At 36.1% G+C, this 25,797-nt stretch carries 25 protein-coding genes; 17 read left to right on the plus strand and 8 right to left on the minus strand.

Features of this window, described 5'->3' with window-relative positions; all coding sequences use genetic code 11:
• The first annotated feature begins 95 nt into the window (after nt 1–95).
• Nucleotides 96–434 carry a single-stranded DNA-binding protein gene (locus JL102_RS18175; protein WP_202245876.1) on the plus strand — a complete coding sequence of 113 codons (339 nt, stop codon included), beginning with the start codon at nt 96–98 and terminating at the stop codon, nt 432–434.
• A gap of 51 nt (nt 435–485) precedes the next feature.
• Here the strand turns inward: JL102_RS18175 and JL102_RS18180 are convergent, their stop codons facing one another.
• Nucleotides 486–1,028, minus strand: a complete 543-nt coding sequence (locus tag JL102_RS18180) for an ExbD/TolR family protein (RefSeq protein WP_202245877.1) — start codon at nt 1,026–1,028, stop codon at nt 486–488.
• A 95-nt stretch (nt 1,029–1,123) separates the two neighbouring features.
• Here JL102_RS18180 and JL102_RS18185 point away from each other — a divergent pair, with 95 nt between their 5' ends.
• The 6 genes from JL102_RS18185 to JL102_RS18210 all read left to right on the plus strand — a co-directional run bounded on the left by JL102_RS18185 (nt 1,124) and on the right by JL102_RS18210 (nt 7,606).
• Nucleotides 1,124–3,127: a BatA domain-containing protein gene (locus JL102_RS18185; RefSeq protein ID WP_202245878.1), complete on the plus strand. Its 2,004-nt coding sequence runs from the start codon at nt 1,124–1,126 to the stop codon at nt 3,125–3,127.
• A gap of 24 nt (nt 3,128–3,151) precedes the next feature.
• The gene (locus JL102_RS18190) at nt 3,152–4,420 is read left to right on the plus strand and encodes a dihydroorotase (RefSeq protein WP_202245879.1); all 1,269 of its coding nucleotides are present in this window, start codon (nt 3,152–3,154) and stop codon (nt 4,418–4,420) included.
• Nucleotides 4,421–4,466: 46 nt separating this feature from the next.
• The gene (locus tag JL102_RS18195; protein WP_202245880.1) at nt 4,467–5,009 is read left to right on the plus strand and encodes a DUF4199 domain-containing protein; all 543 of its coding nucleotides are present in this window, start codon (nt 4,467–4,469) and stop codon (nt 5,007–5,009) included.
• 120 nt (nt 5,010–5,129) lie between these two features.
• Entirely contained in the window at nt 5,130–5,672 is a 543-nt protein-coding gene (locus JL102_RS18200) for a DUF4199 domain-containing protein (protein ID WP_202245881.1), read from the plus strand.
• Between the two features lie 2 nt (nt 5,673–5,674).
• Nucleotides 5,675–6,643 carry a glycosyltransferase family 2 protein gene (locus tag JL102_RS18205; protein WP_202245882.1) on the plus strand — a complete coding sequence of 323 codons (969 nt, stop codon included), beginning with the start codon at nt 5,675–5,677 and terminating at the stop codon, nt 6,641–6,643.
• Nucleotides 6,644–7,606, plus strand: a complete 963-nt coding sequence (locus JL102_RS18210) for a glycosyltransferase (RefSeq protein ID WP_202245883.1) — start codon at nt 6,644–6,646, stop codon at nt 7,604–7,606.
• 9 nt (nt 7,607–7,615) lie between these two features.
• On the opposite strand, the gene JL102_RS18215 is transcribed toward JL102_RS18210, so the two are convergent.
• Nucleotides 7,616–8,389, minus strand: a complete 774-nt coding sequence (locus JL102_RS18215; RefSeq protein WP_202245884.1) for a class I SAM-dependent methyltransferase — start codon at nt 8,387–8,389, stop codon at nt 7,616–7,618.
• Between the two features lie 247 nt (nt 8,390–8,636).
• Here JL102_RS18215 and JL102_RS18220 point away from each other — a divergent pair, with 247 nt between their 5' ends.
• From JL102_RS18220 to JL102_RS18235, 4 genes are read left to right on the plus strand one after another with little or no spacing between them, the layout of a single operon-like run.
• A complete protein-coding gene (locus tag JL102_RS18220; RefSeq protein WP_202245885.1) occupies nt 8,637–9,980 on the plus strand; it encodes an efflux RND transporter periplasmic adaptor subunit in 1,344 nt (447 codons plus the stop codon).
• 6 nt (nt 9,981–9,986) lie between these two features.
• Nucleotides 9,987–11,345: an ABC transporter permease gene (locus JL102_RS18225; protein ID WP_202245886.1), complete on the plus strand. Its 1,359-nt coding sequence runs from the start codon at nt 9,987–9,989 to the stop codon at nt 11,343–11,345.
• Nucleotides 11,346–11,349: 4 nt separating this feature from the next.
• Entirely contained in the window at nt 11,350–12,801 is a 1,452-nt protein-coding gene (locus tag JL102_RS18230; protein WP_237390656.1) for a TolC family protein, read from the plus strand.
• 34 nt (nt 12,802–12,835) lie between these two features.
• On the plus strand, nt 12,836–13,243 hold the full coding sequence (locus JL102_RS18235) for a hypothetical protein (RefSeq protein ID WP_202245887.1): 408 nt from the start codon (nt 12,836–12,838) through the stop codon (nt 13,241–13,243).
• Between the two features lie 93 nt (nt 13,244–13,336).
• Here the strand turns inward: JL102_RS18235 and purB are convergent, their stop codons facing one another.
• Complete coding sequence (purB, locus tag JL102_RS18240) at nt 13,337–14,680, minus strand: adenylosuccinate lyase (protein WP_202245888.1); 1,344 nt, start codon at nt 14,678–14,680, stop codon at nt 13,337–13,339.
• Nucleotides 14,681–14,869: 189 nt separating this feature from the next.
• Here purB and JL102_RS18245 point away from each other — a divergent pair, with 189 nt between their 5' ends.
• A complete protein-coding gene (locus tag JL102_RS18245) occupies nt 14,870–15,997 on the plus strand; it encodes a ferredoxin--NADP reductase (protein WP_202245889.1) in 1,128 nt (375 codons plus the stop codon).
• Between the two features lie 39 nt (nt 15,998–16,036).
• Nucleotides 16,037–17,764 carry a M3 family oligoendopeptidase gene (locus tag JL102_RS18250; RefSeq protein WP_202245890.1) on the plus strand — a complete coding sequence of 576 codons (1,728 nt, stop codon included), beginning with the start codon at nt 16,037–16,039 and terminating at the stop codon, nt 17,762–17,764.
• 127 nt (nt 17,765–17,891) lie between these two features.
• On the opposite strand, the gene JL102_RS24145 is transcribed toward JL102_RS18250, so the two are convergent.
• From JL102_RS24145 to JL102_RS24160, 4 genes are all read right to left on the minus strand, one after another.
• On the minus strand, nt 17,892–17,966 hold the full coding sequence (locus JL102_RS24145; protein ID WP_202245924.1) for a bacteriocin: 75 nt from the start codon (nt 17,964–17,966) through the stop codon (nt 17,892–17,894).
• Nucleotides 17,967–17,971: 5 nt separating this feature from the next.
• Nucleotides 17,972–18,046, minus strand: a complete 75-nt coding sequence (locus tag JL102_RS24150; RefSeq protein ID WP_202245925.1) for a bacteriocin — start codon at nt 18,044–18,046, stop codon at nt 17,972–17,974.
• A 70-nt stretch (nt 18,047–18,116) separates the two neighbouring features.
• Nucleotides 18,117–18,191: a bacteriocin gene (locus JL102_RS24155; RefSeq protein WP_202245926.1), complete on the minus strand. Its 75-nt coding sequence runs from the start codon at nt 18,189–18,191 to the stop codon at nt 18,117–18,119.
• Between the two features lie 156 nt (nt 18,192–18,347).
• The gene (locus tag JL102_RS24160; RefSeq protein ID WP_202245927.1) at nt 18,348–18,422 is read right to left on the minus strand and encodes a bacteriocin; all 75 of its coding nucleotides are present in this window, start codon (nt 18,420–18,422) and stop codon (nt 18,348–18,350) included.
• 153 nt (nt 18,423–18,575) lie between these two features.
• On the opposite strand from JL102_RS24160, the gene JL102_RS18275 reads away from it, so the two are divergent.
• The 4 genes from JL102_RS18275 to JL102_RS18290 all read left to right on the plus strand — a co-directional run bounded on the left by JL102_RS18275 (nt 18,576) and on the right by JL102_RS18290 (nt 24,965).
• The gene (locus JL102_RS18275; protein WP_202245891.1) at nt 18,576–20,762 is read left to right on the plus strand and encodes a peptidase domain-containing ABC transporter; all 2,187 of its coding nucleotides are present in this window, start codon (nt 18,576–18,578) and stop codon (nt 20,760–20,762) included.
• A 95-nt stretch (nt 20,763–20,857) separates the two neighbouring features.
• Entirely contained in the window at nt 20,858–22,012 is a 1,155-nt protein-coding gene (locus JL102_RS24035; protein ID WP_202245892.1) for an HlyD family secretion protein, read from the plus strand.
• 565 nt (nt 22,013–22,577) lie between these two features.
• Entirely contained in the window at nt 22,578–23,021 is a 444-nt protein-coding gene (locus tag JL102_RS18285; protein WP_202245893.1) for a hypothetical protein, read from the plus strand.
• Between the two features lie 3 nt (nt 23,022–23,024).
• On the plus strand, nt 23,025–24,965 hold the full coding sequence (locus tag JL102_RS18290) for a tetratricopeptide repeat-containing sensor histidine kinase (protein WP_202245894.1): 1,941 nt from the start codon (nt 23,025–23,027) through the stop codon (nt 24,963–24,965).
• 259 nt (nt 24,966–25,224) lie between these two features.
• Here JL102_RS18290 and JL102_RS18295 read toward each other — a convergent pair whose 3' ends face one another.
• Nucleotides 25,225–25,674, minus strand: a complete 450-nt coding sequence (locus JL102_RS18295; RefSeq protein WP_202245895.1) for a MarR family winged helix-turn-helix transcriptional regulator — start codon at nt 25,672–25,674, stop codon at nt 25,225–25,227.
• Between the last annotated feature and the right edge of the window lie 123 nt (nt 25,675–25,797).

The following is a 25,797-nucleotide window of genomic DNA, read 5'->3' on the forward strand; positions in this document are numbered from 1 at the left end:
CATACGATTAATGCAATTACATCTCTCTTACTTTGCTCTCATCATTGGCTATAGAAGCCGAATTTTAAAGATTCTTTATTTATAAAATGAGTATTATGAAAAATTTAAGAAACAGCGTTCAGTTAATTGGCAGATTAGGAAAAGATCCTGAAGTGAAGAGTTTAACCAGCGGATCTACGCTGGCCACTTTTACATTGGCTACTACAGAGAGCTATAAAAATGCTTCGGGCGATAAGGTGGAAGAAACGCAGTGGCACAATTTGGTGGCTTGGGGTAAAACGGCTGATATTGCTTCCCAGTATCTTAAGAAGGGGCATGAAATTGCTATTGAAGGTAAGCTTGTACACAGGTCTTATGAAAATGCCAAAGGAGATAAGAAATACGTGACTGAAATTAATGTAAACGAGATATTAATGCTAAATAAAAAACGATGAATATGATTATGGGCTGTCCTAAGAGAAAATTTCTTTTAGGACAGCTAATTGTCAATCAGGCTCTGCTATAGAAATGTTCATGGGAATACCATCAGAAGCTTTTTGTATTATTACCTTATCCTTCCCTGTGTTACCGAGCTTCCGATATTCTTCTGGAGTAAGCCCGGCCCGCTGAGCGTAGACCTCATAATAAGCAGCTTTAGCGGCATCTAATATGGTTATAAACATTTGCTGTGTAGTGGCACGATTGGTTTTTATGGATATAACTGCTGCACTGGGACTATCACTCAAATTTTTATTCTTTCCATGATTCATTATAAATTCTTTAAGCTCCTCTTTCAGGCCGTAAGGAGTATTCCGTCTTTCTCCCTCTATCATTAGTTGATCCTGAGAGTTGATAAGAATTTTAAAGATGTTTCTTTCATGCATTTTTTGCACGGGCTGGTCATTAGTATCTGGGGGTAGCTGTAGGGTAAGCCCCTTGTCACTAGCGATGGTGGTAGTAATCATAAAAAAGATTAACAGCAAAAAGGCAATGTCGGCCATAGAGCCAGCGTTAGCCTGAACAGGTGTTTTTTCAATAATAGATTTCATTTTTTATCACTTTTTATTGATATAATCGTGATAAGATTGAAAGTCACACGCTCAAAAGCTCTGATCATTCCGTATTTTTTCTACTTTTGCAACTGATGAATTTTATATACCCACAATTCCTCTACGGTCTTTTTGCGCTAGCTATACCTGTAATAATTCACTTATTCAATTTTAGAAAGACTAAAAGGGTATATTTCTCCAATACCAGATTTTTAAAGAAGGTAAAAGATGCTAGTAGTGCTAAGCGAAAGCTTAAACATTATCTGATACTGGCCAGCAGATTGGCCTTTATTTTCTTTTTAGTGATAGCTTTCGCTCAGCCGTTTATCCCTTCTGAAGAGGATGCGGATGCCTCTACTCAAACTTTGATTTATTTAGATAATTCTTTGAGTATGAGTAACGAGGTAGCTGAAAGTATTTCTGCTTTTGATGAAGCAGTTAGTTATGTGAATACACTGGCGGATATTTATTCTGCCTCTCATGAGTATAAAATCCTCACCAATGATTTTAATAGTTACTCCAATAGCTTTAAAAGTAAAGGCGATATTAGTGACCTAACTACAGAAATAAGGCTTAACGGAATAACTCGTAGCTGGGAAGAGGTGAAAGATCGCCTTTTACTGGACCTGGAGCAAGGTCAATCTTATGAAGTATTCTGGATTTCGGATTTTCAGAGCTCCACATCAGGTAACCCTAACACTATGACCTATGACAGTGGATTTCATGTTAACCTTATTCCGTTAAATTTCACTTCGCATAATAACGTATATGTAGATTCCGTCTACCTGGACAATCCTTTTTTAATAGGCGATCAGAAGCTTAAACTTAATGTGGTGCTAAGAAATATAGGAGCAGATGAAGTGACGGATCTGATAGTAAAGGTATTTGTAGATGAGGTGCAATCTGCAACTTCCAGTGTTGACCTTTCTCCGAATGGTAAAAGCACTACTACTTTTGATCTGGCTATAGACCTGAAGGGTGATAACAAGTGCCGGATAAGCTTCGAAGATTTTCCAGTTACTTTTGATAATGACTTCTATTTTACCATCAATGGAAGCCAGAAGATCGATGTGCTAGAGATCAAAAACCAACAGAAGCTAACTAATATTGAAAGCGTATATGGTAATGAGAAGCTTTTTAATTTTAAGAGTTTCAGCTATTCTAATTTAGACTATAACCTTATACCCGAAGCTGACTTGGTAGTAGTAAATGAATTAGATAGAATAGATCCTTCATTGGCTGGTGCATTAAATCAGTACATAAGCAATTATGGTCATGTGGTTTTTATTCCATCCGTAACTCCTGATATTGATAGTTATCATCAGCTTCAGCAGCTAGGCAGGGTAAGCCGAGCTGATTCCATAAGTAAAATGGCTATGGCTTCACCAGATTTTGAAGATCCTTTTTATGAAAATGTGTTTGAAGAAGAAAACGTTAATGTAGTGATGCCTGAAGCTTCTCCAATAATTCATTGGGGTAATGATCGTACCGCACTGTTACGTTTTAGGAGCGGTACGCCTTTTTTATCTAGGTTAGGAACCCGAGGAGGGGTGTATGTTTTTGCATCTCCTTTCTCAGAAGAGTATACAAACTTTCAAACACATGCTCTATTTGTGCCTATCATGTATAGAGCTGCAGTAGAGAGTGCTTCTGCGGAAAACAGACTGTATAATTTTATAGATAACCCTGTTCTTACCTTCAAAACCGATACACTAAGTAATACTGATGATGTTTTTAAGCTTGTGCGAGATGGAGAGGAAATGATTCCTATTCAGCGCATTAGTGGTAATGTGGCTTACTTGGAGGCTCCCAAATTCTTTTTATCATCAGGTTTTTATGACCTTACCTTTCAGGGAAGAAAAATCACTTCATTGGCCTTTAATAATTCTCCGGCAGAGTCTGATTTGAGGCAAATTAATAATGAAGAGCTAAAAAGGTTATTTGATGGTGATGTTTCTATGCTAAGCGTAGATAATAATGACCAGTTTAGAGGAGAATTAGAAAAAAAATATATTGGCCAATCTTTATGGAAATATGCTGTAATATTGGCCCTGCTGTGCCTCTTGATGGAGGTTTTATTAATTAGATTTCTACCATAAAAATTTCATTTTTAATAAAAAAGAATGAAGAGTATACTTATTAAATCTGCCCGTATAGTGAATAAAGAGTCATCTCATCATGGCAAAGAGGTGAATGTACAAATAAAAAACGGGAAGATATCTTATATAGGTGATGATGCGCCTAACTCTGATGAGACAATTGAAGCACAGGGAATGATACTGAGTGCTGGCTGGTTTGATTTACAGGCGGTATTTGCAGACCCTGGTCATGAGCATAAAGAAGATTTGCTTTCTGGCGCTGCCGCAGCGGCGGCAGGAGGTTTTACCGGAGTAGCTTTGCTGCCTAATAATAAGCCGGTAACTCAGGGTAAAAACGATGTTAAATACCTGAAGTCTAATAATCAGGATACCCTCACACAGGTTTACCCGATAGCAGCGGTAACGCTTGACTGCAAAGGGGTAGAGCTCACAGAGATGATTGACCTTCATGTGGCCGGAGCTATTGCCTTTTCAGATGGTCTGCGCCCTATATGGCATACTGATATTTTACTTAAATCTCTACAGTATTTACAGAAGTTTGATGGCGTGCTCATCAATAGACCTGAGGATATTCATTTGAATATGTTTGGTGTGATGAATGAAGGGATAAGTAGTACCCAGCTCGGTATGAAGGGCATGCCTACCTTGTCTGAAGAGCTTATAGTGCAGCGAGATTTGGAATTGTTAGCCTACGCAGGAGGCAAGTTGCATCTCTCAAATATCTCTTCCGCTAAATCTATTAATCTTATAAAGGAAGCAAAGAAAAAGGGTTTACAGGTTACTTGTGACATGGCTGCCTACCAGCTTGATTTTGATGATGAAGACCTTATGTCTTTTGATACCAACCTTAAAGTGAACCCACCTTTCAGAACAGCAAAGGAGAATAAGGCATTGTTCAAAGCATTGAAAGAAGGGGTGATTGATGTACTGGTTTCTGCCCATAATCCACAAGATGAAGATAGCAAGAAACTGGAGTTTGATCTGGCTGATTTTGGAATTAATAGCTTGCAAACTGTAGCTCATAATATAGCTACATTGGCAAAAGATATAGAATTGGATACTTTGATAGAAAAAGTAACTGCTGCCCCCAGAAAGATTTTAGGACTTTCAAACCCTGTGATAGAAGAAGGTGAAAATGCAGAATTAACACTGTTTTCTCCTGATTATGAATGGAAACTAGCGTATAATACCAACTTTTCGAAGTCTGAAAATTCCCCTTACTGGAATAAAGCTATTAAAGGAAAAGCTATAGCTACTTTTAATAATGACAAAAGCTATATTCATAAGCAGTAGCACCAATTAAAAAATTTAATAAGAGAAGTAATCGTAATATAAAGGAATGAAACCTATAGTTAAAGTGCCATTGAAGTTTGGCCTGTTTGGAGCATTGTTGGGCATGGTAGTTATTTTGGTGCTTTATTTTATCAATCGCCATCCTTTATTAATTCCACCTCATCTAGATTTTAGAATATTACTTTTTGCCGTGTTTATATTCTTTGCTCTTAAAGAGTTTAAAGACTACTATAATAATCAAATGCTCAACTTTTGGCAGGGTATGGTCATCGGTTTTATTGTATACTTGGTTATAGGCGTGCTAGTGGGGTTAGGCTTAGTTATTATCTGCCAGCTGATACCAGAATTTTTAACCTCTTATATTGAGGGTACTATTCATGGGATGATGCTTAATAAGGAGCAACTTATTCATGGAGAAGAGATTACTATCACTGAGGCCCAGTTTAACGAGCAGGTAGAGGAAATGCGCAATGCTACATCTGTTGTAGTGTTTTTCGATTATTTAGGTAAAAGCCTTTTTATCGGATTTCCTATTACTATTATCATCTCTATTTTAATGAGAAGAACCGAAAGTAGGTTTTCTAAGTAGCTAAAAAGCCATTTAACATTAATTAGTGCCTTGTATTTCAATCAGTTTTGAAATAAATGTAATTGGAAGTAATTTGAAGGATTACTAAAGATCTAATAATTAAAATCAATCACATTTGCTATGAGTACATTTGATAATCAGGAGCTTGGAGATAAGGTTTCGATAAAATCAGTTGCCGTAAAGTGGGGTGCTATATCAGGCGCTATAGGTATTGTTTTCTACCTGATACTTATTCTAGGTGACTTAATTATGACCAAAGGAGTAAGCTACATTGGTCTTATTCCTTTCATTGTTGTTATAGTGATGGCTCACAAAGAGTTTAAAAACCAGGGTGATGAATTTATGACTTATGCTGAAGGGCTGAAGATAGGGCTGATGCTCAGCTTAATAGGAGGACTAATACTAGCCTTATTCTCCTTTATTTATGGGCAGTTTATTGATCCGGGTTTAGCTGATAGAATGATGGATTATATTGTGCAGGAATGGGAGAATCAAGGAATGAGTGATGAGCAAATAGAACAGGCCATGGGTTTTACCAAGTATATGTTTAATCCATATCTGGGTCTAATTATTGTTATTATAAAAAATGTTTTAGTAGGTTTTATCTTATCTTTGGTCATTAGTGCTATTACTAAGAAGAATAATCCAGAGCTTGAGGTATAATTATGCCATATGATTTGAATATTTCAGTAGTGGTGCCTCTTTATAATGAAGAGGAGTCATTGCCAGAATTATGTAATTGGATAAGCCGTGTAATGCAAACGCACGGCTTTACTTATGAAATTATTTTAGTGGATGATGGAAGTACAGATACTTCTTGGGAGGTGCTTAATGAACTTTCTCAAAAAAATACGAATATAAAAGGCATTCGTTTTAATCGTAATTTTGGTAAATCAGCCGCTCTAAATACAGGCTTTAAAAAGGCCAAAGGTGAGGTGGTTATCTCCATGGATGCAGACCTGCAAGATAGTCCTGATGAAATACCAGCCTTATATGAGATGATTACAGCAGAGAAATACCATATGGTGTCTGGCTGGAAGAAAAAGCGTCATGATCCGCTTGGTAAAACTATCCCTTCTAAATTTTTCAATAGAATAACCCGAATAATCTCAGGAATTAAGCTCCATGATTTTAACTGTGGACTAAAAGCTTACCATAACAGGGTAGTGAAAAATATCCAGATTTATGGTGAAATGCACCGCTACATTCCGGTAATAGCCAAATGGAATGGATTTTATAAAATAGGAGAAAAGGTAGTAGAGCACAGAGCTAGAAAATACGGCTATACCAAGTTTGGTTTTACTCGTATGGTGGGTTTGTTAGATTTATTATCTATTACTTTTGTTTCTAAATTTAAGCGTAAACCCATGCACTTTTTTGGCACTTTAGGTACGCTTTCTTTCTTCGCTGGTCTTATTATAACTATGTTTATTATAGGAGATAAACTATATCGCTTGCATTATCATATGCAGGTAAGAGACGTTACAGCTCAGCCGCTTTTCTTTTTAGCTTTAGTCGCTCTGATAGTTGGCGTTCAGCTGTTTTTGACCGGCTTCCTGGCAGAAATGATGGCTATGAAATCTCAGTCTTCTAACGAGTATCTGGTAGTAGAGCAAATAGGAATAGATAAATAAATGTTTTTTTCTGTAATTATTCCTGTTTACAATAGGCCTGATGAAATAGATGAGCTCTTAGATAGTCTTACTAAGCAGACTTATGACCATTTTGAAGTAATTATTGTTGAGGATGGTTCCACTAATAATTGTGAAGCAGAGGTTGGTAAGTATGCATCACAACTAGATATTACTTATTACTCTAAACCTAATTCAGGGCAAGGCTTTAGTAGAAATTATGGGTTTGAAAGGGCAAAAGGCGAGTATTTTGTGGTGTTTGATTCAGACTGTCTTATTCCTGAGCATTATTTTGAAACTGTACATCAATACCTGAGTGATCATAAGTTAGATGCTTATGGAGGTCCTGATCGCGCACTCAAAACTTTTACACCTACCCAAAGGGCTATTAGCTATTCTATGACTTCATTATTTACCACCGGAGGTATAAGAGGTGGAAAGAAGCGAATGGGAGCTTTTCATCCCAGAAGTTTTAATATGGGTATTTCTAAAGAAGTATTCGAAAAAACCAATGGTTATATCATTACCCGAATGGGAGAAGATATTGAATTTAGCATCCGGATTATAGATCAAGGTTTTAAAACTGGTCTTGTAGAAGATGCCTATGTTTACCATAAAAGAAGAACAAGCTTAAAGCAATTTTACAAGCAACTACACTTTTTTGGTAGGGCAAGAATTAATATCAGTAGGTTTTACCCCGGGGAAATTAAATTAGTACATCTGTTCCCGGTATTATTTACTTTGGGATTTATTTTTATGTGGCTATTGCCAGTTGTGAGTACTCACCTATTTCTTATAGCGGCTTCTTTAGTTACCTTTTATTTTGGGCTCATATTTCTGGATAGCCTTTTTAAAGAAAAGAATTTAAAGGTGGCTGTGTTGAGCGTAGGAGCGTCGTTTACCCAGCTGTTTGCCTACGGCGTGGGCTTTTTGCAAGAAGGGTGGAGGAAAATCACAAAAAAATAAAGCCTGATTTTAAGCAGGCTTTTTGCATAGGTAGATTATTTCATTCGCAGGTAAAGCGTATTTTTTAACTTGTTCTGCGGGCAGTTCATATACAAACCTATTTTCATCTACTTCAAACCCCGCTCTTCTAAGTCTATCAGCATAATCCTTTCCATAGAGCCTTACATGATCATCTTGTCCATAGGCTTTTTCTCTATCTCTCGGATTGGTGATTGATTTATCTTCGAAAGTTTCATCTGGCACAGGAGAGAAAAAAGGCACTTGCAAAATAGCCCATCCACCTGGTTTTAGTACTCTGCAGATTTCGCTCATCGATTGAATGTCATCTTCTACATGCTCCATCACATGGTTGCACATGGCAGCATCAAAAGTGTTGTTGTCAAAAGGTATGTTGTGCACATCCATTTTTACTTTAGCCAATGGCGAAACCAAATCAGCGGTGATGTAATTTTCGCCATGCTGAGCTTCAAAAGGCTTTAAAAAGCATTGTTCAGGGGCAATGTGTAAAAAATGGATTTTCTTATCGAAAAAGTCTGTCTTTTGTTTAAGAAATAACCAGATAAGGCGGTGCCTTTCCAGTGATAATGAATCAGGGCAAAGGGCATTAGGACGTGGTTTTATACGTCCATAGGGTAAAAACTTCTTGTAGCTTTTATTTACAATAGGGCATGTTACATTATTACCACGTAAGAAAAGTCCCATTACTTTCAGGGCTGGTACACTTACTCTTTGCAATACGGTGCGAGGCACAAAACGGATGATGTAACTGATAAGTTTTTTCATAATGGCTGACAAATATAACTAAATCAGCAGCTTTTTTAATTCTAATGAGCCGATCAATATGCTATAATTTTCATATGTAAGATAAGTACACTATATTACCAAAATATAATTCATGGAGTTATATTTTATATTTGTTATGCAATAATATTAATTAGATTCGTTTATCTCAGCGATATTCAATGTTCACTGATTTTAAGATTCTGTTAATCCATTCTAAAATTATTTAATACTTATACTATCCATTCTTATGAAGAAGATTTTAATCATTGGAGGTGCCTTGGTGGTGCTTTTAATTATTTATTTTTTAGTGTTTGGAGGGAGTAGTGCCACAGATTCACAGCTGATGGCTACAGTGAAAAAGGGAGATTTTGAAGTTAAAATTATAACTACCGGTGAGCTGGAAGCCAAGAACTCAGTGGAGATTCTCGGCCCCTCCGGCTTAAGAAATTTTGGTATATATCAGGTAAATATTCAAAGTATTCAGGAGGAAGGTACTGAAGTGAAAAAGGGCGGTTGGATAGCCACCTTAGACCCTTCTGAACTACGAGGTAAAATTACTGATGTACAGGCCGACCTTGATACCAGAGAGTCTGAATATACCCAGATGAAGTTAGATACTACTCTGGAAATGAGGCAAGCCAGAGATGAGCTTATCAACCTGAAGTATGATGTGGAGGAGAAGAAAATAGTATTGGAGCAATCTCAATACGAGCCTCCCGCCACTATAAAACAAGCTCAGATATCGGTAGATAAATCAAAGAGAGCTTATAATCAGGCTAAAGAGAATTACAAAATTAAACTCGAGCAAAATGCCACTAAAATGCGCATATCTGCCGGCAGGCTTAATAAAGCTAAGCGTGAGTTGAGCGAGCTGATGGCTTTAGGTGAATCTTTTCAGATAAAAGCACCAGAGGATGGTATGCTAATCTATCGGAAAGGCTGGGACGGTAAGCCTATTAAGGAGGGCTCTCAGATTAGTGCTTGGGATCCGGTGGTAGCTACGTTGCCTGATTTATCTGTAATGTTATCAAAAACCTACGTGAATGAGGTGGATGTAAGAAAAGTAAAGGTAGGTCAGAAAGTAGAAATTGGTTTGGATGCTTTTCCTGAGAAAGAATTAACAGGCAAGGTGATCAGTATCGCTAATGTAGGGGAGCAAAAACCTAACTCTGACGCCAAGGTATTTCAGGTAAATATAGAAATTAACGGTTATGACCCTTTGCTACTTCCGTCTATGACTACTAGCAACACTATCATAACCAAGCGTGTGGCAGATGTTTTGCATTTTCCTTTAGAAAGTCTTCATAGCAAGAATGACTCAATTACCTATGTGTATAAAAAAGAAGGCATCAATATAGTAAGGCAAGAGGTGCAAGTAGGAGAAACTAACACCACTGATGCTATGATATTGGCAGGTTTGGAAGAGGGAGACCGTATATATATGTCTGTTCCAGATGATGAAGAGGGAAAAATAGAATTGCTCCCTGAATTGAACGGGAAAAGAAGTAAACCTTCAGGTATGGAGGGTGCTGACGAAAAAGTAAAGGCCGAAAGTAAAAATAATATCTCTGCACAAGAGGTAAACAACTAAAGGTTTATGAATATTGATAAACGACTTTTAGCTAATTTTCATATTGCGCTGGAGGCTGTAATAGCCAACAAAGTGCGTTCAATTTTAACAGCCTTAGGGATTATTTTTGGAGTGGCTGCAGTAATAGCCATGTTGGCCATCGGTAATGGTGCTCAGGAAGAAATACTGGAGCAGATTAAGCTGGTAGGTGTAAATAATATTGTGATTTCTCCGGTGGTGGAGCAAAAGGAAGAGAAGTTATCTGAAGGAGCAGATGGCAACCAAAAATCAAAGTTCTCCCCGGGCCTTACCCTGAGAGATGTTGCTGCTATTAAAGAAGCTATTCCTTCAATCCAGACTATCAGCCCTGAAATAATATTAGAGACTTATCTCATAAAAAATGGTATTAGAAGGTCTACCAAGTTAGTGGGGGTAGAGCCTAGCTATTTTAAAATCACAAATTTTGAATTACAAGCAGGTAAAATGTTCAATGAAGACCATCTGCTCCGTGGTGCTCCGGTATGTGTAATAGGAAAATCTATTCAGGCTAAGTTTTTCCCTACTCAAAACCCTATAGGTAAAACTATTAAATGTGGTAATAACTGGCTTACCATAATAGGAGTTCTCAAAGAAAGGATAATTAGCGAGCACAGCATGAGTAATCTGGGTATAAGAGATTATAATATGGATGTATATACTCCTTTGCAAACGGTGCTTATCCGCTATAGAAATCGAGATCTGATTACTCAGTCTATGATACAACAGGCTAATCAATCTAGTTACGGTATAGGTAATAATAACGATGAGAAGGAAGGTGCCAGTGAGGTGGTTAATTATCATCAGCTAGACAGGCTTACTGTTCAGGTGGATGAAACTGATATGCTCAACCCTACGGCAGACGTAGTTTCAAGGATGTTGCAAAGAAGGCATTTTGATGTGGTGGATTTTGAAGTGGAGATTCCTGAATTGCTACTGAAACAACAGCAGCGCACTAATGATATTTTTAATTATGTGCTAGGCGCTATAGCTGGCATTTCACTTTTGGTGGGTGGTATTGGTATCATGAATATTATGCTGGCCTCTGTGTTGGAAAGAATTAAAGAGATAGGTCTAAGACTGGCCCTGGGCGCGAAAAAAACTGATATCGTAAACCAGTTTTTATTTGAATCTATCATGATTAGTATTTCAGGCGGCATTATAGGGGTTATTTTAGGGGTGAGTTTGGCCTACACAGTTTCGAGAGTAGCAGAAATTCCCACTATTGTTTCTTTTTCATCAATCATTTTATCTTTTGGCGTAGCTGCTACCGTGGGTTTAATATTTGGAATAGCCCCGGCCCGAAGAGCTGCCAAACAAGATCCTATTTCATCATTAAGATATGAGTAATTTCATGAGATATATTTTAATTATTGCTTTTTATGTGATGTTAAAACCATTACATGCTCAAGTGCAGACTTTAACTCTTGAAGATATCATAGAAAGGGCCAAGTCTCAATCTCCTGCTTCCAAGCAAGCAGAAACACGCAAGGAGAACAAGTATTGGCAATATCGCTTTTATAGGTCTAACTATAACCCTCAGCTAAGGCTTAGCGGATCAGCCCCTGATTATAACATGGATTATTTTAGTAACCGGTTAGACGATGGTACCATTGTTTTTCAAAGCAGAGAGCAGATTAATTCCTACGTGAATTTGGGCATAGAGCAGCCTATTAGCCTTACTGGTGGTACTGTTTCTGTAAATTCTAATCTCAATCACTTTAAAGATTACAACCAAAATCTCACCCAGTATAATTCTACTTTATTTAATGTAATGCTGGAGCAACCTTTGTTTGGCTTTAACCAACTGAAATGGGATAAGAAAACTGAGCCTTTGAGGTTTGAAGAATCTAAAAGGGAGTATGTTGAAGAAATGGAGTCTATTTCATCAGATGCGGTTGATTATTTTTTTGCTTTTCTGAGTGCTCAGATAAACCTGCAAATAGCTCAGTTTAATCAGGCTAATAATGATACTATATACAAAATAGAGCAAGGCAGGTATAATATAGGAACCACTTCAAAAGATAAGTTACTACAAGTGGAACTTCAGCTTCTTAGGTCTAAGCAAGATGTGGCTCAGGCCAGGCTGGACATGGAGACATCTATGCTTCAATTACGAGCTTTTATAGGCTTACAGGGAGGCGATACTTTTTCTTTATTATTGCCAGAAACCGTGCCTAAATTTGAAATTATATATGGAGAAGCACTTGATTATGCCAGGCAAAACAGAGCGGATTTTGTTGCTTTTGAAAGACGAAAAATGGAGGCCCAGCGGGATGTAGCTCAGGCTCGGGCTCAGCGTTTTCAGACTGACCTTACCGCTTCTTATGGTACTAATAACGCTAGTCCTCATGTAGACCAACTTTATACAGACCCTAACAACCAGGTGCGTGCTAATATTAGTTTTAACATACCACTGATAGATTGGGGAAGGAATAAGGCTAGAATGCAAACGGCTTTAGCTAATCAAAGACTGGTGGATTATACCATTGTGCAAGACGAGCAAAATTTTGAGCAAGAGATATTAACTCAAGTGAGGCAGTTTGATGTGCTTAGAACTCAACTTGAAATCACCAAAAAATCAGATGAAGTGGCTCAGGAACGGTATGTTGTAGCACAAAACAGGTATCTGATTGGTAAGATTGATATTACAAACCTAAATATTGCACTTACAGAAAAAGATGATGCCAAGCGAGGGTATATTAATGCTCTCAGAGCTTTCTGGTCAGCTTATTATAACCTCAGAAGACTCACGCTTTATGATTTTGAAAATAGGGAGCTGCTATATGTTCCTGAAGATCAATAATGATAAGGGAGATTAATTGGGTTATATTTGCGGCATGAAAAAGTACATATTTTTCATTTGTGTTATGCTATGGTTGGTAAATGTAAGATCTCAGGCTCAAGAGAAATTGATTTTTGGAGATACAGGCACTACTAACACTGACCCTACCTACAGGCCCAGAGATAAAGATTATAAGCAAAAAAGGCTGGTGAGTATAGTGAAAACGGATACTAAAGGTCTATTGCTAGGTAACAAATGTATGCGAGATGTAACTACTGCCATGGGTTTTGAATATATAGCACAACCCAAAGGTCAGCCAGGACATTTAAATGAGTTTGCTCGTTTTTGGCATAACTTCGGCTCTAAAGTCACTATTTTCTTTAAAAATGGACCTTTTTGGAAGTTTAAGTTGAAGAAGAAAAGAAAAGAATGCAGGCAGCAGATGGGGGATTTTACGGGGTAAGGCGGCGAGGCTTAAAAGTATAATTTCAGAATGTAGATAGCATAAAAAAGCCACAGCACTTAGTGCTGTGGCTTTTTTTATGCTGTTCGGAGTTTACATTCCTGTGTAATTATAAGGAGTAATTACCCTTAATTCAGCTTTTACGTCGTCGTTTACATTAAGCGTTTCTATGAAGGCTTTTATGGAGTTCTCAGTAATAGCCTCATTGGTTCTAGTCAAGTCTTTTAAAGCTTCGTAGGGCTTAGGGTATCCCTCTCTTCGTAAAATAGTTTGAATAGCTTCTGCTACCACCGCCCAGTTGTCCTGAAGGTCAGCTTTAAGAGCGGCTTCATTAAGCTCTAGTTTACCTATGCCTTTTTCTAATGATTTTAAGGCAATAATCGTATGAGCTAGAGGCACACTGATATTTCTTAGTACCGTAGAGTCAGTGAGGTCTCGCTGTAACCTGGAGATGGGTAACTTAGCTGATAAATGCTCAAAAATAGCATTGGCTATTCCCAGATTGCCTTCTGCATTTTCAAAATCAATAGGATTTACCTTGTGAGGCATAGCAGAAGATCCTACTTCTCCGGCTTTAATTTTCTGCTTGAAATAGTTAGAAGAAACATATTGCCAAATGTCTCTGCTGAAATCTATAAGTATAGTATTGATTCTTTTTAGATTGTCAAATAAAGCGGCCAAATGATCATAATGCTCTATCTGAGTGGTCGGGTGGCTACGCTCTAAGCCCAAATGTTCTTTCACAAAATGGTCGCCGAAGCTGACCCAGTCATTTTTAGGGTAAGCTACATGGTGCGCATTAAAATTACCAGTGGCCCCTCCAAACTTAGCTGCGTAAGGAACGGTTTTTAATAAGTATAATTGATTTTTGATGCGCTCAGAAAATACTCTGAACTCTTTCCCTAGCCTGGTCGGTGATGCTGGCTGCCCATGGGTTTTTGCTAGCATCGGTATGTCTTTCCACTCATCAGCACAGCTGCTTATTTTGTCATGAATAGAAGAGATGAGTGGAAGTACTACAGCTTCTAAAGAATGCTTTAAAGATAAGGGAATGGCCGTGTTATTAATATCCTGAGAGGTGAGTCCAAAGTGGATAAACTCTTTGTAGTCACTAATATTGAGGCTGTCAAATTTTTCTTTGATAAAGTATTCTACAGCTTTCACATCATGGTTAGTGATTTTTTCTGTTTCTTTAATAGTGAGAGCATCCTCTTCAGAAAATCTCTTGTAGATATTTCTAAGGTCGTTATAAAGAGACTGGTCAAAATTCTTTAATTGAGGTAAATCTGCATTGCACAAGGCGATAAAATACTCAATTTCTACCCATACTCTATATTTAATCAGGCCGAACTCAGATAAGTAGGGAGATAAGGTTGAAGTATGTCTTCTGTATCTTCCGTCTACAGGCGAAAGAGCTGTAAGTGTATTTAATTCCATGGCTGGTATTTTGTTAAAGAAGCCGCAAAATTAATAAAATACCCTTTAGCAGAAGGTAAGAAATGAAGATTTAATCATCTGGCTTTTTTGCAATTTTTGTAGTTTTGTGCATACTTTTCAAGAACTTAACAGTCTTTTGCTCTGTAGGTGAAATGGAGTATTCTTAATATTAGATTTAAAATTGTTACCATGGCATTTAGTTTTTTTAAAAAAAATAAAAAAGAAGATAAAGGGGCAAATAAGGCTACAACTGATAGTAGCAGATATTATGATTTGACCGTTAATGATATCATTCAGGAAACGAACGATGCAATCACTATTGTTTTCGATATCCCCAAAGTAAATTTTAACTATAAATCAGGTCAGTTTTTAACACTTATTGTTCCCATTAATGGTAAAGAGGTGAGAAGATCTTATTCTTTGTGTTCTTCTCCGTTTCTGGATGAGAAGCCTGCCGTTACCGTAAAAAGGGTAGAAAATGGCTTGGTTTCTAACTGGCTGCCAGATAACCTCAAGGTAGGAGATACCATTAAGATTATGGAGCCAATGGGTACATTTACTACTGAGTATGTTTCTACGAATAAGAGGCATGTAGTAATGTTTGCCGGAGGTAGCGGTATTACCCCTATTATCTCTATTACCAAGTCTTTGCTTAATCAAGAGCCGGATAGTATCATTTCCCTCATCTATTGTAATCGCAACCTGGATAGCGTAATCTTTAGAGAAACACTAGAGAAAATGGAAGCCGAACATGAAGGGCGCTTGAATGTAATACATGTTTTAGACGATGCGCCTATGAACTGGCAAGGGCACTCTGGATTCTTAACTCATGATATGCTTTTGAAAATATTTGAAAGGATACCTCAGTGGGGAGAAGAAAAAACTACCTATCTTATGTGCGGACCTGAAGGTATGATGCAGAATGTACTTGATATATTGGCAGAACAGAACATAGATAAGTCTAAAATATTTAAAGAAAGCTTTGTTTCTGGTACTTTAGATAAGGCGGAGAAATCTACCGATGCTGCTGACGGCGAGGTGGTAACCAGAGAAGTGACGGTGATGTATTCAGGTGAAGAACATAAATTTGAAGTGGAGCCTAGCACTACTATTTTAGAAAAAGCACTGGATTTAGGAATAGATCTTCCTTTTAGCTGCCAGAGTGGTTTATGTACCGCTTGTAGAGGCAAATGCCTTTCTGGAAAAGTAAAAATGGATGAAGAAGAAGGTCTTTCTGAGGCTGAGGTGAAGGAAGGTTATGTGCTCATGTGTGTAGGACATCCGCTTACTGATGATGTAGTGATTGAAGTGGGTTAATCACCACTTAAATTTCATTTAAAAAATAAAAAGAAAGTAATGAGTAGAGATATAACTATACCAGAAAGAAAACCCAGAACTTTTTTGCCAGAAGGCTTTAAAGTAGAAAATTGGGAAGGTTTGGAACCTTACTTCAAAGATCTTCTGGAAAGAGAAATTAGCAGCAAGGAAGAATTAAAGAGTTGGTTTAAAGATAGGAGCGAGTTAGAAGCTATCATTTCTGAAGACATGGCCTGGAGATATATTAATATGACCAGGTATACTGATAATGAAGAATACACGCAGGCTTTTCATCATTTCGTACAGCAGATTGAGCCTAAGATAGCTCCTGTGTCAGATAAATTAAATCAGAAGGCGGTAAATAGCCCCTACCTGAAAGCGCTGGAAAGCGAAGAGGGCTATGATATCATGATCCGCAGTTTGCGTAAGGATATTGAGATATTCAGAGAAGAGAATATCGAAGTGTTTACTCAAATACAGACGGAGACACAGAAGTTTGGTCAGATCAATGGAGCTATGACGGTAGAACTAGAGGGTAATGAGCTTACTTTGCAGCAAGCCGGTGTTATTCTCCAATCTACAGACAGGGCTAAGCGCGAGGAGGTATATTATAAAATTGCAGAAAGAAGACTTGAGGATAAGGAAAAACTCAATGATTTATTTACCACTTTAATACAGCTTAGAGATAAAGTGGCTCATAATGCAGGCTTCTCTAACTTCAGAGACTATATGTTTAAGGCTATGGGCCGTTTTGACTATACGCCTCAAGATTGCTTCGATTTTCATAGCTCAGTGAAAGCGGAAGTGGTGCCTTTGCTTAATGACCTGGCAGAAGAGAGAAAGCAACAGCTGGGTGTAGATGAGTTGCGTCCTTGGGATAAAGCTGTAGATCCGCAAAATAGAGAGGCTTTAAAGCCATTTGCAGGCAGTAAAGACCTAACTAATAAAACCATTGAATGCTTTAAGAGACTTGATCCTTATTTGGGAGAATGCCTTGAAATAATGGATGAAATGGGGCATCTAGACCTTGAAAGTAGAAAGGGAAAATCTCCAGGAGGGTATAATTATCCTTTAGCAGAAATAGGCGTTCCATTTATATTTATGAATGCTACCTCTACGCTTAGAGACATGGTTACTATATTGCATGAAGGTGGACATGCCGTGCATTCATTCCTTACCAGAGATCTGGAATTGACTGATTTTAAACACGCCCCTAGTGAAGTGGCAGAATTGGCATCTATGAGTATGGAGCTGATCTCTATGGATCATTGGGATTTGTTTTTTGATAATGAAGAAGATCTAAAAAGAGCGAAGAAAGAGCATCTGGAACAGCTAATAGAGACTTTGCCTTGGGTGGCGACCATAGATAAATTCCAACATTGGATTTATGAAAACCCTGATCATACAGAGGAACAAAGAACGGATGCCTGGAATGAAATATTTGCAGACTTTTCTGATAACATTACTAATTGGAAAGGGCTGAAGCAAAACAGAAATTTCTTATGGCAGAAGCAATTACACCTATATGAAGTTCCTTTTTACTATATTGAATATGGCATGGCGCAACTAGGAGCGATAGCCGTATGGAAAAATTTCAAAGAAGATAACCAAAAAGGCCTTGAAGGATATATAAATGCCTTAAAGTTAGGTTATACGAGATCAATACCAGAAGTATATGAAGCTGCTAACATTAAATTTGATTTTAGCAAATCTTATATTAAGGAATTAATTGATTTTGTTCACTTAGAAATAGGTAATATTACTTGAGGCCATATTGCCGAGGTTTATCGTACATAGAATTTCTTAGAACTCCCTGCTCTAAACAGGAGGAGTAGAGAGTTCTAAATGTTATAAATCATTATCTATTTTGATTTAGATAATTTTTTTATTGTATTTAACTGCCTGGGCCTACTCTAATTTCCGGTCCACCCACAACAGTAGCCAGTTCTTTTTTAGATAATTTTTTTATTGTATTTAACTGCCTGGGCCTACTCTAATTTCCGGTCCACCCACAACAGTAGCCAGTTCTTTTTCTGATAATTTTTTCATTTTGATAAAATTAAAGTTGATAAAACGTATTGTTAATGATCTTAATTGTTAAGTTGATTATTGTTGATAATCAGTCTCTCTCTCGTATTTTCATTTCCGGTCCACCCACAACAGTAGCCAGTTCTTTTTTAGATAATTTTTTCATTGTTATAAATTTTAAAGTTATATAATACTAAGATTATTTTTTATCAGTGCTGATTATTGTAGTGTNATTTTAAAGTTATATAATACTAAGATTATTTTTTATCAGTGCTGATTATTGTAGTGTGCAGCTCTGAGTTTTATTATTACCTAATCATCATCAAGGACGACGGTCAATTCGAAGTTCGGGTCCACCCACAACAGTAGTAAGTTCTTTTTTAGATAATTTTTTCATTTTGATAAATTTTAGATGATTAAAAAATGTTTAAAAACTAATGATAATTATTATTTGTAAGTTTTGCAAACAATTTTAAAAATTAGTTATGGTTTTATAGGGAAAGATTATAGTTTTAAGATTTGATTTATTATAAGTTTTAAATAAAATCTATTGAAGAAAAGACGGTTTTTTCCATTTATAAAGCAGGCAGGTATGATGGAGTGTGGCACCACTTGCCTGGCTATGATTTTTAAGTATTATGGTTATTATGACATTAAAAGTTTTTTAGCTGGCAAGGCAGAGGTGAGTGCCCAAGGTATAGACTTGTTCACGCTGAGTGAGCTGGCAGAAGGGTTTGGTTTTGAAACTGATGGTTATGAATTAGAATATAAGTATTTACAAGAGATTCACTTGCCATGTATTGCTCACTATGAAGGAAATCATTTTGTGGTTGTGTATCGCTCTTCTGATAAATATGTTTGGATTTCTGATCCGGCCATAGGTAAATATAAGCTAACAAAATCAGAATTTAACGCCAAATGGAATGGGGTAGTACTTGTACTTAATCCTACTGATAATATTTTTAAGTATAATGAACTTACTGAGTTAGTAGAGGCGGAGCGTATTAAACAGAAAAGTATTGTACGTGAGGTTTACCTTCCTTCTTTACTTTCATCAAAGAAACTTATAATACAGATACTTTTAGGTACATTTATCTTGCAGTTTTTGGGCTTGGTTCTGCCATTCTTTACTCAAGCTATTATAGATCATGTATTAGTAAATAAAAATGTTAAACTATTATATGCTATTCTGGTAGGGCTGGTATTGGTTTTTTTTGCTCAAATATTCACCACATATGGGAGAAATATGCTCCTGGTTCAGCTTAAGGCAACTTTTGAGCGTAAGTTTTTTAGTAAATTTTTTGATCATCTCATTAAGTTAAATCAAATATATTTTGATAATCATAAAAAGGAAGATTTCATCAATAGATTTCAAGAAAACTTAAAAATAAGAAAGGCATTAAATCCCTCTGTGTTAGAGGGCTTATTAGATTTGGTTTTTATTTTTTTCTATCTAATCATTCTCGTTTCTTATCATTGGCTTTTAGGTTTAATTGCTTCCATATTCATTCTGCTCTATGTTTTATATGCTGTATTTTTCTTTCCTAAATTAAAGAATCTTGAAAATAAAGTATTTGCGGAAAATGTTAAAACCATTGGTCAAGTGATGGACACGCTTTTGGGTATCCAAACGGTACGCCTTTTAGGGATAGAAAAACTTAAATTTTGGAAATGGAAAAATCAATATACTAAGGCACTTAATAAAGTATTAGAAACTGAGCGGCAGTACATTACACTTAATACTATTTTAAATGCTATATTTTTCACAAGTAGAACTAGTATATATTGGTTGGGAGCTTACTTTGCTTTCATGAATGAGATATCAATAGGTCAGTATATTGCGTTTATAACTATCTATACTATGGTTATGAACTCTTTGAGTAGGATAACCCAAATCTCATTTTTATTCACCGAACTAACAGTAACTTTTGATAAACTAAATGATGTATTTATTCAAGAAGTAGCAGATTATTCGCTCGAAAACAAAAAAGGATTGAAATCTGCTGATCTTTTGAGTGTCAAAAATGTATATTTTAAATATCGAAGTAATCAAGAGAATTACATACTCAAAGGTGTAAATGTTGATATTGAGCATGGAGAATTTGTGGGGATAGTTGGTAGAAATGGTTCTGGTAAATCTACTCTTATAAAACTAATAAGCAGATTGTACGATCACTACACGGGAGAGATTACCATTAATGGACAAAATATAAAAAATATTGCAAGAAATGAGTTAGTAAGAAAGATGGGAGTTATACCGCAGGAGGTATTCTTGTTTGATGGTACCATTAAAGATAATATTAAATATGGAAACTTTGAAGCTACCGATCAGCAGGTTATAGAAGCTGCAAAGAAAGCTGACTTACATGATTTCGTAAAGCAGCAATACTTGGGGTATAATCTCAAAGTAGGAGAGAATGGAACAGGTCTTTCAGGAGGGCAAAAATTAAAAGTGGCTTTTGCTAGATTGTTTGTGGCAAATCCTGACATTATTATTTTAGATGAAGCAAGTAGTGCCTTAGATGTGGAAACGGAGATGAAAATTATGTCTAATATCAAGACATACTTCAAAGGAAAGACCATTATTTCTATTGCTCATAGATTAAATACCTTAAGAGGTGCAGATAGAATTATTGTATTGGATCATGGAGTAGTAGTGGAAAATGGAAGTCATGAAGAGTTGTTGGAGAATGAAGGGGTGTATAAGAAGTTTATTGATACTTATATTAATTATTGAAAATGCAAAATAGTTATAATGATCTTCAGCCTCAGCAGTACAAGGAATTATATAGGGAGGATGATGTGCCTTTTAATGATGTTAGTGAGTTGTTAGTGAAAAGACTAGTTTATATAGGGGTAGTGTTCTTGCTAATTATTGTGGTTTTGAGTTTAATTATTCCTATACCTAGAGAGGTTAATTTGAATTTTAAGTTGATGGGAGGAATAAACGAGAAAGTTTACCAGTTTCCTCATAAAGTTTATATACAGGAGGTTATGGTTAATTCTGGTGATAAAGTCAATTCGGGACAACCCTTGATGACTATTAGTTCACCAGAAATATCTAAAAGAATAGGGGAGATTGAGCAAGCAAGGCATAATTTAAATAATTTTTATGAAATAAAAGCTCCTGCAATAGCTAGTCGAATAAAGATGTTAGAGACTAAAGCTGAGGGGTTACGCAATAGCTTAACTAAACTAAAAGAGCTGATAAGTTTAGCAAGAAACTCTCAAGTTGAAGAGGAAGGGAACTTAGAAGAGCAGCTTCAATTGTCTAAAAAATCTTATGAGCGTAGTCGTGTTTTGCATGATAAGAACGTGATGTCAGATGCTGATTGGGAGAATGCATTAGCTAGTTATAAGATGAAAGAGCAAGAACTGGTTCATTTTATAAATAGTTCAAATTTGCAAATTACTGATTATCAATATGACTTAGAGACTTTGGAGACTGAAAAGGAGAGTATTTTGATAGAGGTGCAAAAGATTAAGGCGGAGGAAAAGGAACTAGAAGGTGAGTTGTTAAGTGCATTGGCTTTAGCTCAGAGACAGTTGCAGCTTGATTATGGTAAATGTATGGTCAAGGAAAATAGTATAACCTTAATTTGTGATACCTTGGGTCAGGTCTCTTTCTTAACTGTTAAAGAGTCTGAATTGAACCCTGAGGAAATTGGTTTGAAAGTAATTAACGGGAAAGAAAAGTATATTGCTTATGCTTTTGCTAATCCTGTTCAAATAGGAGAGTTGCAAGATAATCTAAAAGCTGTATTAAAATTTGATGCTTATCCTCATTTTTACTATGGCAGTATAAATGCAAAGGTTAAATCCATTAGTTCTAGCACTAATGAAGAAGGCTTTTATTCCGTGAAGTTAACCTTGGATAATTTGGATGAGCGTTTCCCGCAAATGGTAAAGGGAATGACAGGTACTGCTACTGTTGTTATCCAAGAAAAGGTGGTGCTTGATTATTTACTTTATCAGTTATTGAAATAATATTACATATAATGATGATATAATATTGGAATTGATTTATACTTTATTATATTAAGCTAAGAAACTATCCTGCTTTGATGAATTTAAAATCAATTGGTTGAGGCTTAGTTTTTTGAATGTATTTATGCATCTTTATTTTTTTTGAAGCTATGGTTTGGTAGATATTAATTTTTACATGATAATAAGACCTGCTAATCTTAAAATTTTAGGTTAGTGAGGAAATAGCTAAATTATAGCATTCAGTTAAAAGATTAAGGCGACAAAAGTTTTATACTTGCATTCAAGTAGTTTAGGTTTTTATTTTAGTTGATACCGGAACTAATAAAATGTGACATAGCTAACATTTTATTTAATTAAAGAAAACCGTTCACTTTTCATCTGTTGTTTTTATTCTAATTGTAAACCGTTTTAATTGGATTATAATACAGTATTATACGCTTATACGCATATTGAGGTTAAATAATAAAGATCTATGTTTTTTTATAAGCATTATGATTTGAAGTCTGAGCCTTTTTGCTTAAAATTAACCCTAGAAACTTAATTTTTAACCTTAATTGTTTATAGCATGGCTAATATGGATGCGAATGCGCATATTCTTGTAATAGTAGATACACAGGCTACTATTAAAAATTATGAATCAGGTAATTTTGAACCGGTTATTTATATGGTGGATGATGATCCTACACCAGATAGTAATCAAGGTTCTGTTAATCTGATTACAAATGTTGCTCCTGAAGGGATAGTAACATGGAAACCAACCTCGATAAATAATGATGATGAAGTGGAACTCACAAGTTTTGACGATAGTAAAGGCTGTCAGGATTTCTTTAAAGATTTACCAACTCAAGATAGAGGAAGTAAATCTTGGACGGGAGAAGTGGCTGAATTAGATGCTGGTACTTCCGCTAGTTATGGCTTCTATTTTAAAATTAATGGTAACTCTAATTGTAATGGTGAGAAATTTTATTTTGATCCTCAGTTGAGGATCCAGCCAAACCCACCAAGTTGATTTATGTCAATAAGTATAAAGAAAGTATGGAAGGTCGTAATTATTATGATCCTTCCGCTTTTCGTTTTCACAAATAGCTTTAGTCAAGATCTGGCTAGAGCTGATAGTTTAATTAATGTTCTGGGAAGTAGTGATTTAGTTTTGGCTGATACTTTGAAGGAGCGTATTCTATGGGGAATATATACTACTCATCCTAATCCTGAAGTGGTAATTAAGTATGCTGATCAAGCTATTGACCTAGAATTGAATAATAATTATCCGGATAATGTAAAGAAGGAAGAGTGGTTAGCGCTGGCCTACTTAAATAAAGGACAAGCATATAAAATTAAAGGTGATTTAGAGGAGGCCTTAAGAAATTTACTGAAATCAATGAGGTATGCGAATGTCACTCACAAGGATCATTTAAGAGCTTCAGTATATAATGAGATTGCAGGGGTTTATTTATTTCAGACAAACTACTCCACAGCTATTGAATATTATAATTTATCTATTAATATTTTTAGAATATCTCATGATAGCATACAATTAGCAACCACCCTTTTAAATACTGGTGATCTGTATCGTTTAAATCAAAAGGAGGATTCCGCATTACTTTACTTTGCTGAGTCTAAAATTATCTTTGAAAAGAATAATTATGACATAGGGATAGCTTATAATGAAGGAAATATAGGACTAGTCTATGCCCAACAAGGTAAATATGATTCTGCAGAGATGAATTTGGCTAATGCAATAGGTACCTTAGAGAGGTTTGGAGATAAATACCCTGTTGCAGTCTATAATATCTCCATGGCAGATATCTACAAAGATCGAGGCGAGTACAAAAAAGCCTTAAAATACGCTCAAAGTAGTTTTGATGTAGCCATTGAAGAAGGCTTTAAGGAGCAAGTACGTGATGCTAGTCAAAAACTATCAGAAATTTATTCTGAATTAGGCGACTATCAGCTAGCCTTTGATTATCAGGGTAAATACTATGCTTATAAGGATAGTGTAGTAGATCAGGAAACCATCCGTAAAATGGCGGATATGCGCACTGAGTATGAGGTGAACCAGAAGCAGGCGGAAGTTGACCTTTTAGAGTCAGAGAAAAGAAGGCAAAGTATTGTAGCAATTTCGCTTGGTGCCGTTGCGGTATTGGTGGGTATTGTGGCCTTCCTTTTATATAAAAATAACAAACACAGAAGACAAGCTAATAATTTACTTCGAGAGCAGAAAGAAGAAATTGAAGCTCAGCGAGACCAACTAGATGAATTGAATAGTACCAAAGATCGTTTCTTTTCTATCATATCTCATGACCTTCGTGGCCCTGTGCATGCTTTTAAAGGCATGAGTAGGCTTATTAAAATACTGGTAGAAGAGGAAAATATTGAGGACTTAAAAGAGCTGAATGTTCATTTTGATAATTCAGTGAATCAACTTTCCAGCTTATTAGATGACCTGCTAGATTGGGCTGTGGCACAGCAGGGGAATATACCAGTTAAGCCGGAAAAGGTAGAACTAAATAAATTAACAGATGATTTATTTGAGTTATTTCATAATATGGCACGAGCCAAGGATATTGAATTAACCGCTGATTTTAAAGAGGACTTAGTGTTGCATGCAGACATGAATTGCCTGAATACTATTCTGCGTAATATTCTTAATAACGCTCTTAAATTTACTCCCGATAAAGGTAAAATTAAACTTACAGCCGAGCGGTCTAACGGAATGGTGGCTATATCGGTAGAGGATACTGGCATTGGAATTTCAAAGGATAAACTAGATAGCCTTTTTAAACTTGATGGTAATAAGCGCTCTTGGGGAACGCAAGGAGAGAAAGGCTTAGGGTTGGGCTTGCAACTCGTTTATCAATTTACAGAGCTTAATGGCGGAAAAGTGACTGTAAAGAGTGAAGAAAATAAAGGAAGTATTTTTACTGTTTATTTACCCGCTTATATTGATTGTTAATACATCATTAGATATCCACTCATTTACTTATCATAATTACTAATATAATACTAAATATGGTTTTTATTATCATATATGGTAATGTTCTGAAAAGATATGCTTTTGAACGAAATATCAAAAAATCATGTTAATATTAAACACAAATTAATTTATCAAGTTATCAAGTTGCAGTGATTAACGGAGGTGAGGTATAAGAGTAGAAAATGAAGGCAGTGTTTTTACTGTATATCTGCCTGCATATCAATTTAAGTAGAAGTTTTTACCCTCTTACTTTATCTAATAGCTCACTTAATTGTTTGGCTTCTTCTTCTGTAAGGGTTCCTAAATGATCATTGTGCTTTTTCACATCAGTGTCCATGCTTTCCAGTAGTTCGAGGCCTTCAGAGGTGATGATCACATCTACTAACCTTCTATCGTCAGGGCACACGGTTTTTTGAACCCATCCTTTTAAAGTAAGTCTGTCTACTATTCTGGAAACATCTGAGTTTTTGTCTAGCATTCTATCTTTTATGCCAGAGGTAGAGATTGATTTAGGGTGTTGGCCTCGTAGTATTCTAAGGACGTTATATTGCTGGTTAGTAATATTGAAAGGTTTGAAAAAGTCCTTTTGCATATTGTTAACATAGCCAGAGGTGAAAATCAGGTTAAGGGTGGCTTTCTGACATTCACTTGTAAATTTTGATTGCTTTATTTCTTCTTCAAATTTCATGTTTATATGTTAGGGAGATTTCAAAAATAGAATATTTAGGCTCTTAAAGTCAAGTAGAGGTTATCGAATTATTAACAAACTTATGCTTTAATAATTCAATAACCTCTATATGATATGTTTGAT

The organism is Fulvivirga sediminis (assembly GCF_016757215.1).
GTDB classification, from domain to species: domain Bacteria; phylum Bacteroidota; class Bacteroidia; order Cytophagales; family Cyclobacteriaceae; genus Fulvivirga; species Fulvivirga sediminis.

Coding starts and splice junctions, on each gene's coding strand:
- JL102_RS18290 (WP_202245894.1), top strand. CDS start 23,025: ATGTCAATAAGTATAAAGAAAGTATGGAAGGTCGTAATTATTATGATC.
- JL102_RS18175 (WP_202245876.1), top strand. CDS start 96: ATGAAAAATTTAAGAAACAGCGTTCAGTTAATTGGCAGATTAGGAAAA.
- JL102_RS18285 (WP_202245893.1), top strand. CDS start 22,578: ATGGCTAATATGGATGCGAATGCGCATATTCTTGTAATAGTAGATACA.
- JL102_RS18190 (WP_202245879.1), top strand. CDS start 3,152: ATGAAGAGTATACTTATTAAATCTGCCCGTATAGTGAATAAAGAGTCA.
- JL102_RS18245 (WP_202245889.1), top strand. CDS start 14,870: ATGGCATTTAGTTTTTTTAAAAAAAATAAAAAAGAAGATAAAGGGGCA.
- JL102_RS18220 (WP_202245885.1), top strand. CDS start 8,637: ATGAAGAAGATTTTAATCATTGGAGGTGCCTTGGTGGTGCTTTTAATT.
- JL102_RS18295 (WP_202245895.1), bottom strand. CDS start 25,674: ATGAAATTTGAAGAAGAAATAAAGCAATCAAAATTTACAAGTGAATGT.
- JL102_RS18235 (WP_202245887.1), top strand. CDS start 12,836: ATGAAAAAGTACATATTTTTCATTTGTGTTATGCTATGGTTGGTAAAT.
- purB (WP_202245888.1), bottom strand. CDS start 14,680: ATGGAATTAAATACACTTACAGCTCTTTCGCCTGTAGACGGAAGATAC.
- JL102_RS18250 (WP_202245890.1), top strand. CDS start 16,037: ATGAGTAGAGATATAACTATACCAGAAAGAAAACCCAGAACTTTTTTG.
- JL102_RS18180 (WP_202245877.1), bottom strand. CDS start 1,028: ATGAAATCTATTATTGAAAAAACACCTGTTCAGGCTAACGCTGGCTCT.
- JL102_RS18215 (WP_202245884.1), bottom strand. CDS start 8,389: ATGAAAAAACTTATCAGTTACATCATCCGTTTTGTGCCTCGCACCGTA.
- JL102_RS18195 (WP_202245880.1), top strand. CDS start 4,467: ATGAAACCTATAGTTAAAGTGCCATTGAAGTTTGGCCTGTTTGGAGCA.
- JL102_RS18205 (WP_202245882.1), top strand. CDS start 5,675: ATGCCATATGATTTGAATATTTCAGTAGTGGTGCCTCTTTATAATGAA.
- JL102_RS18200 (WP_202245881.1), top strand. CDS start 5,130: ATGAGTACATTTGATAATCAGGAGCTTGGAGATAAGGTTTCGATAAAA.
- JL102_RS18210 (WP_202245883.1), top strand. CDS start 6,644: ATGTTTTTTTCTGTAATTATTCCTGTTTACAATAGGCCTGATGAAATA.
- JL102_RS18230 (WP_237390656.1), top strand. CDS start 11,350: ATGAGATATATTTTAATTATTGCTTTTTATGTGATGTTAAAACCATTA.
- JL102_RS18225 (WP_202245886.1), top strand. CDS start 9,987: ATGAATATTGATAAACGACTTTTAGCTAATTTTCATATTGCGCTGGAG.
- JL102_RS18185 (WP_202245878.1), top strand. CDS start 1,124: ATGAATTTTATATACCCACAATTCCTCTACGGTCTTTTTGCGCTAGCT.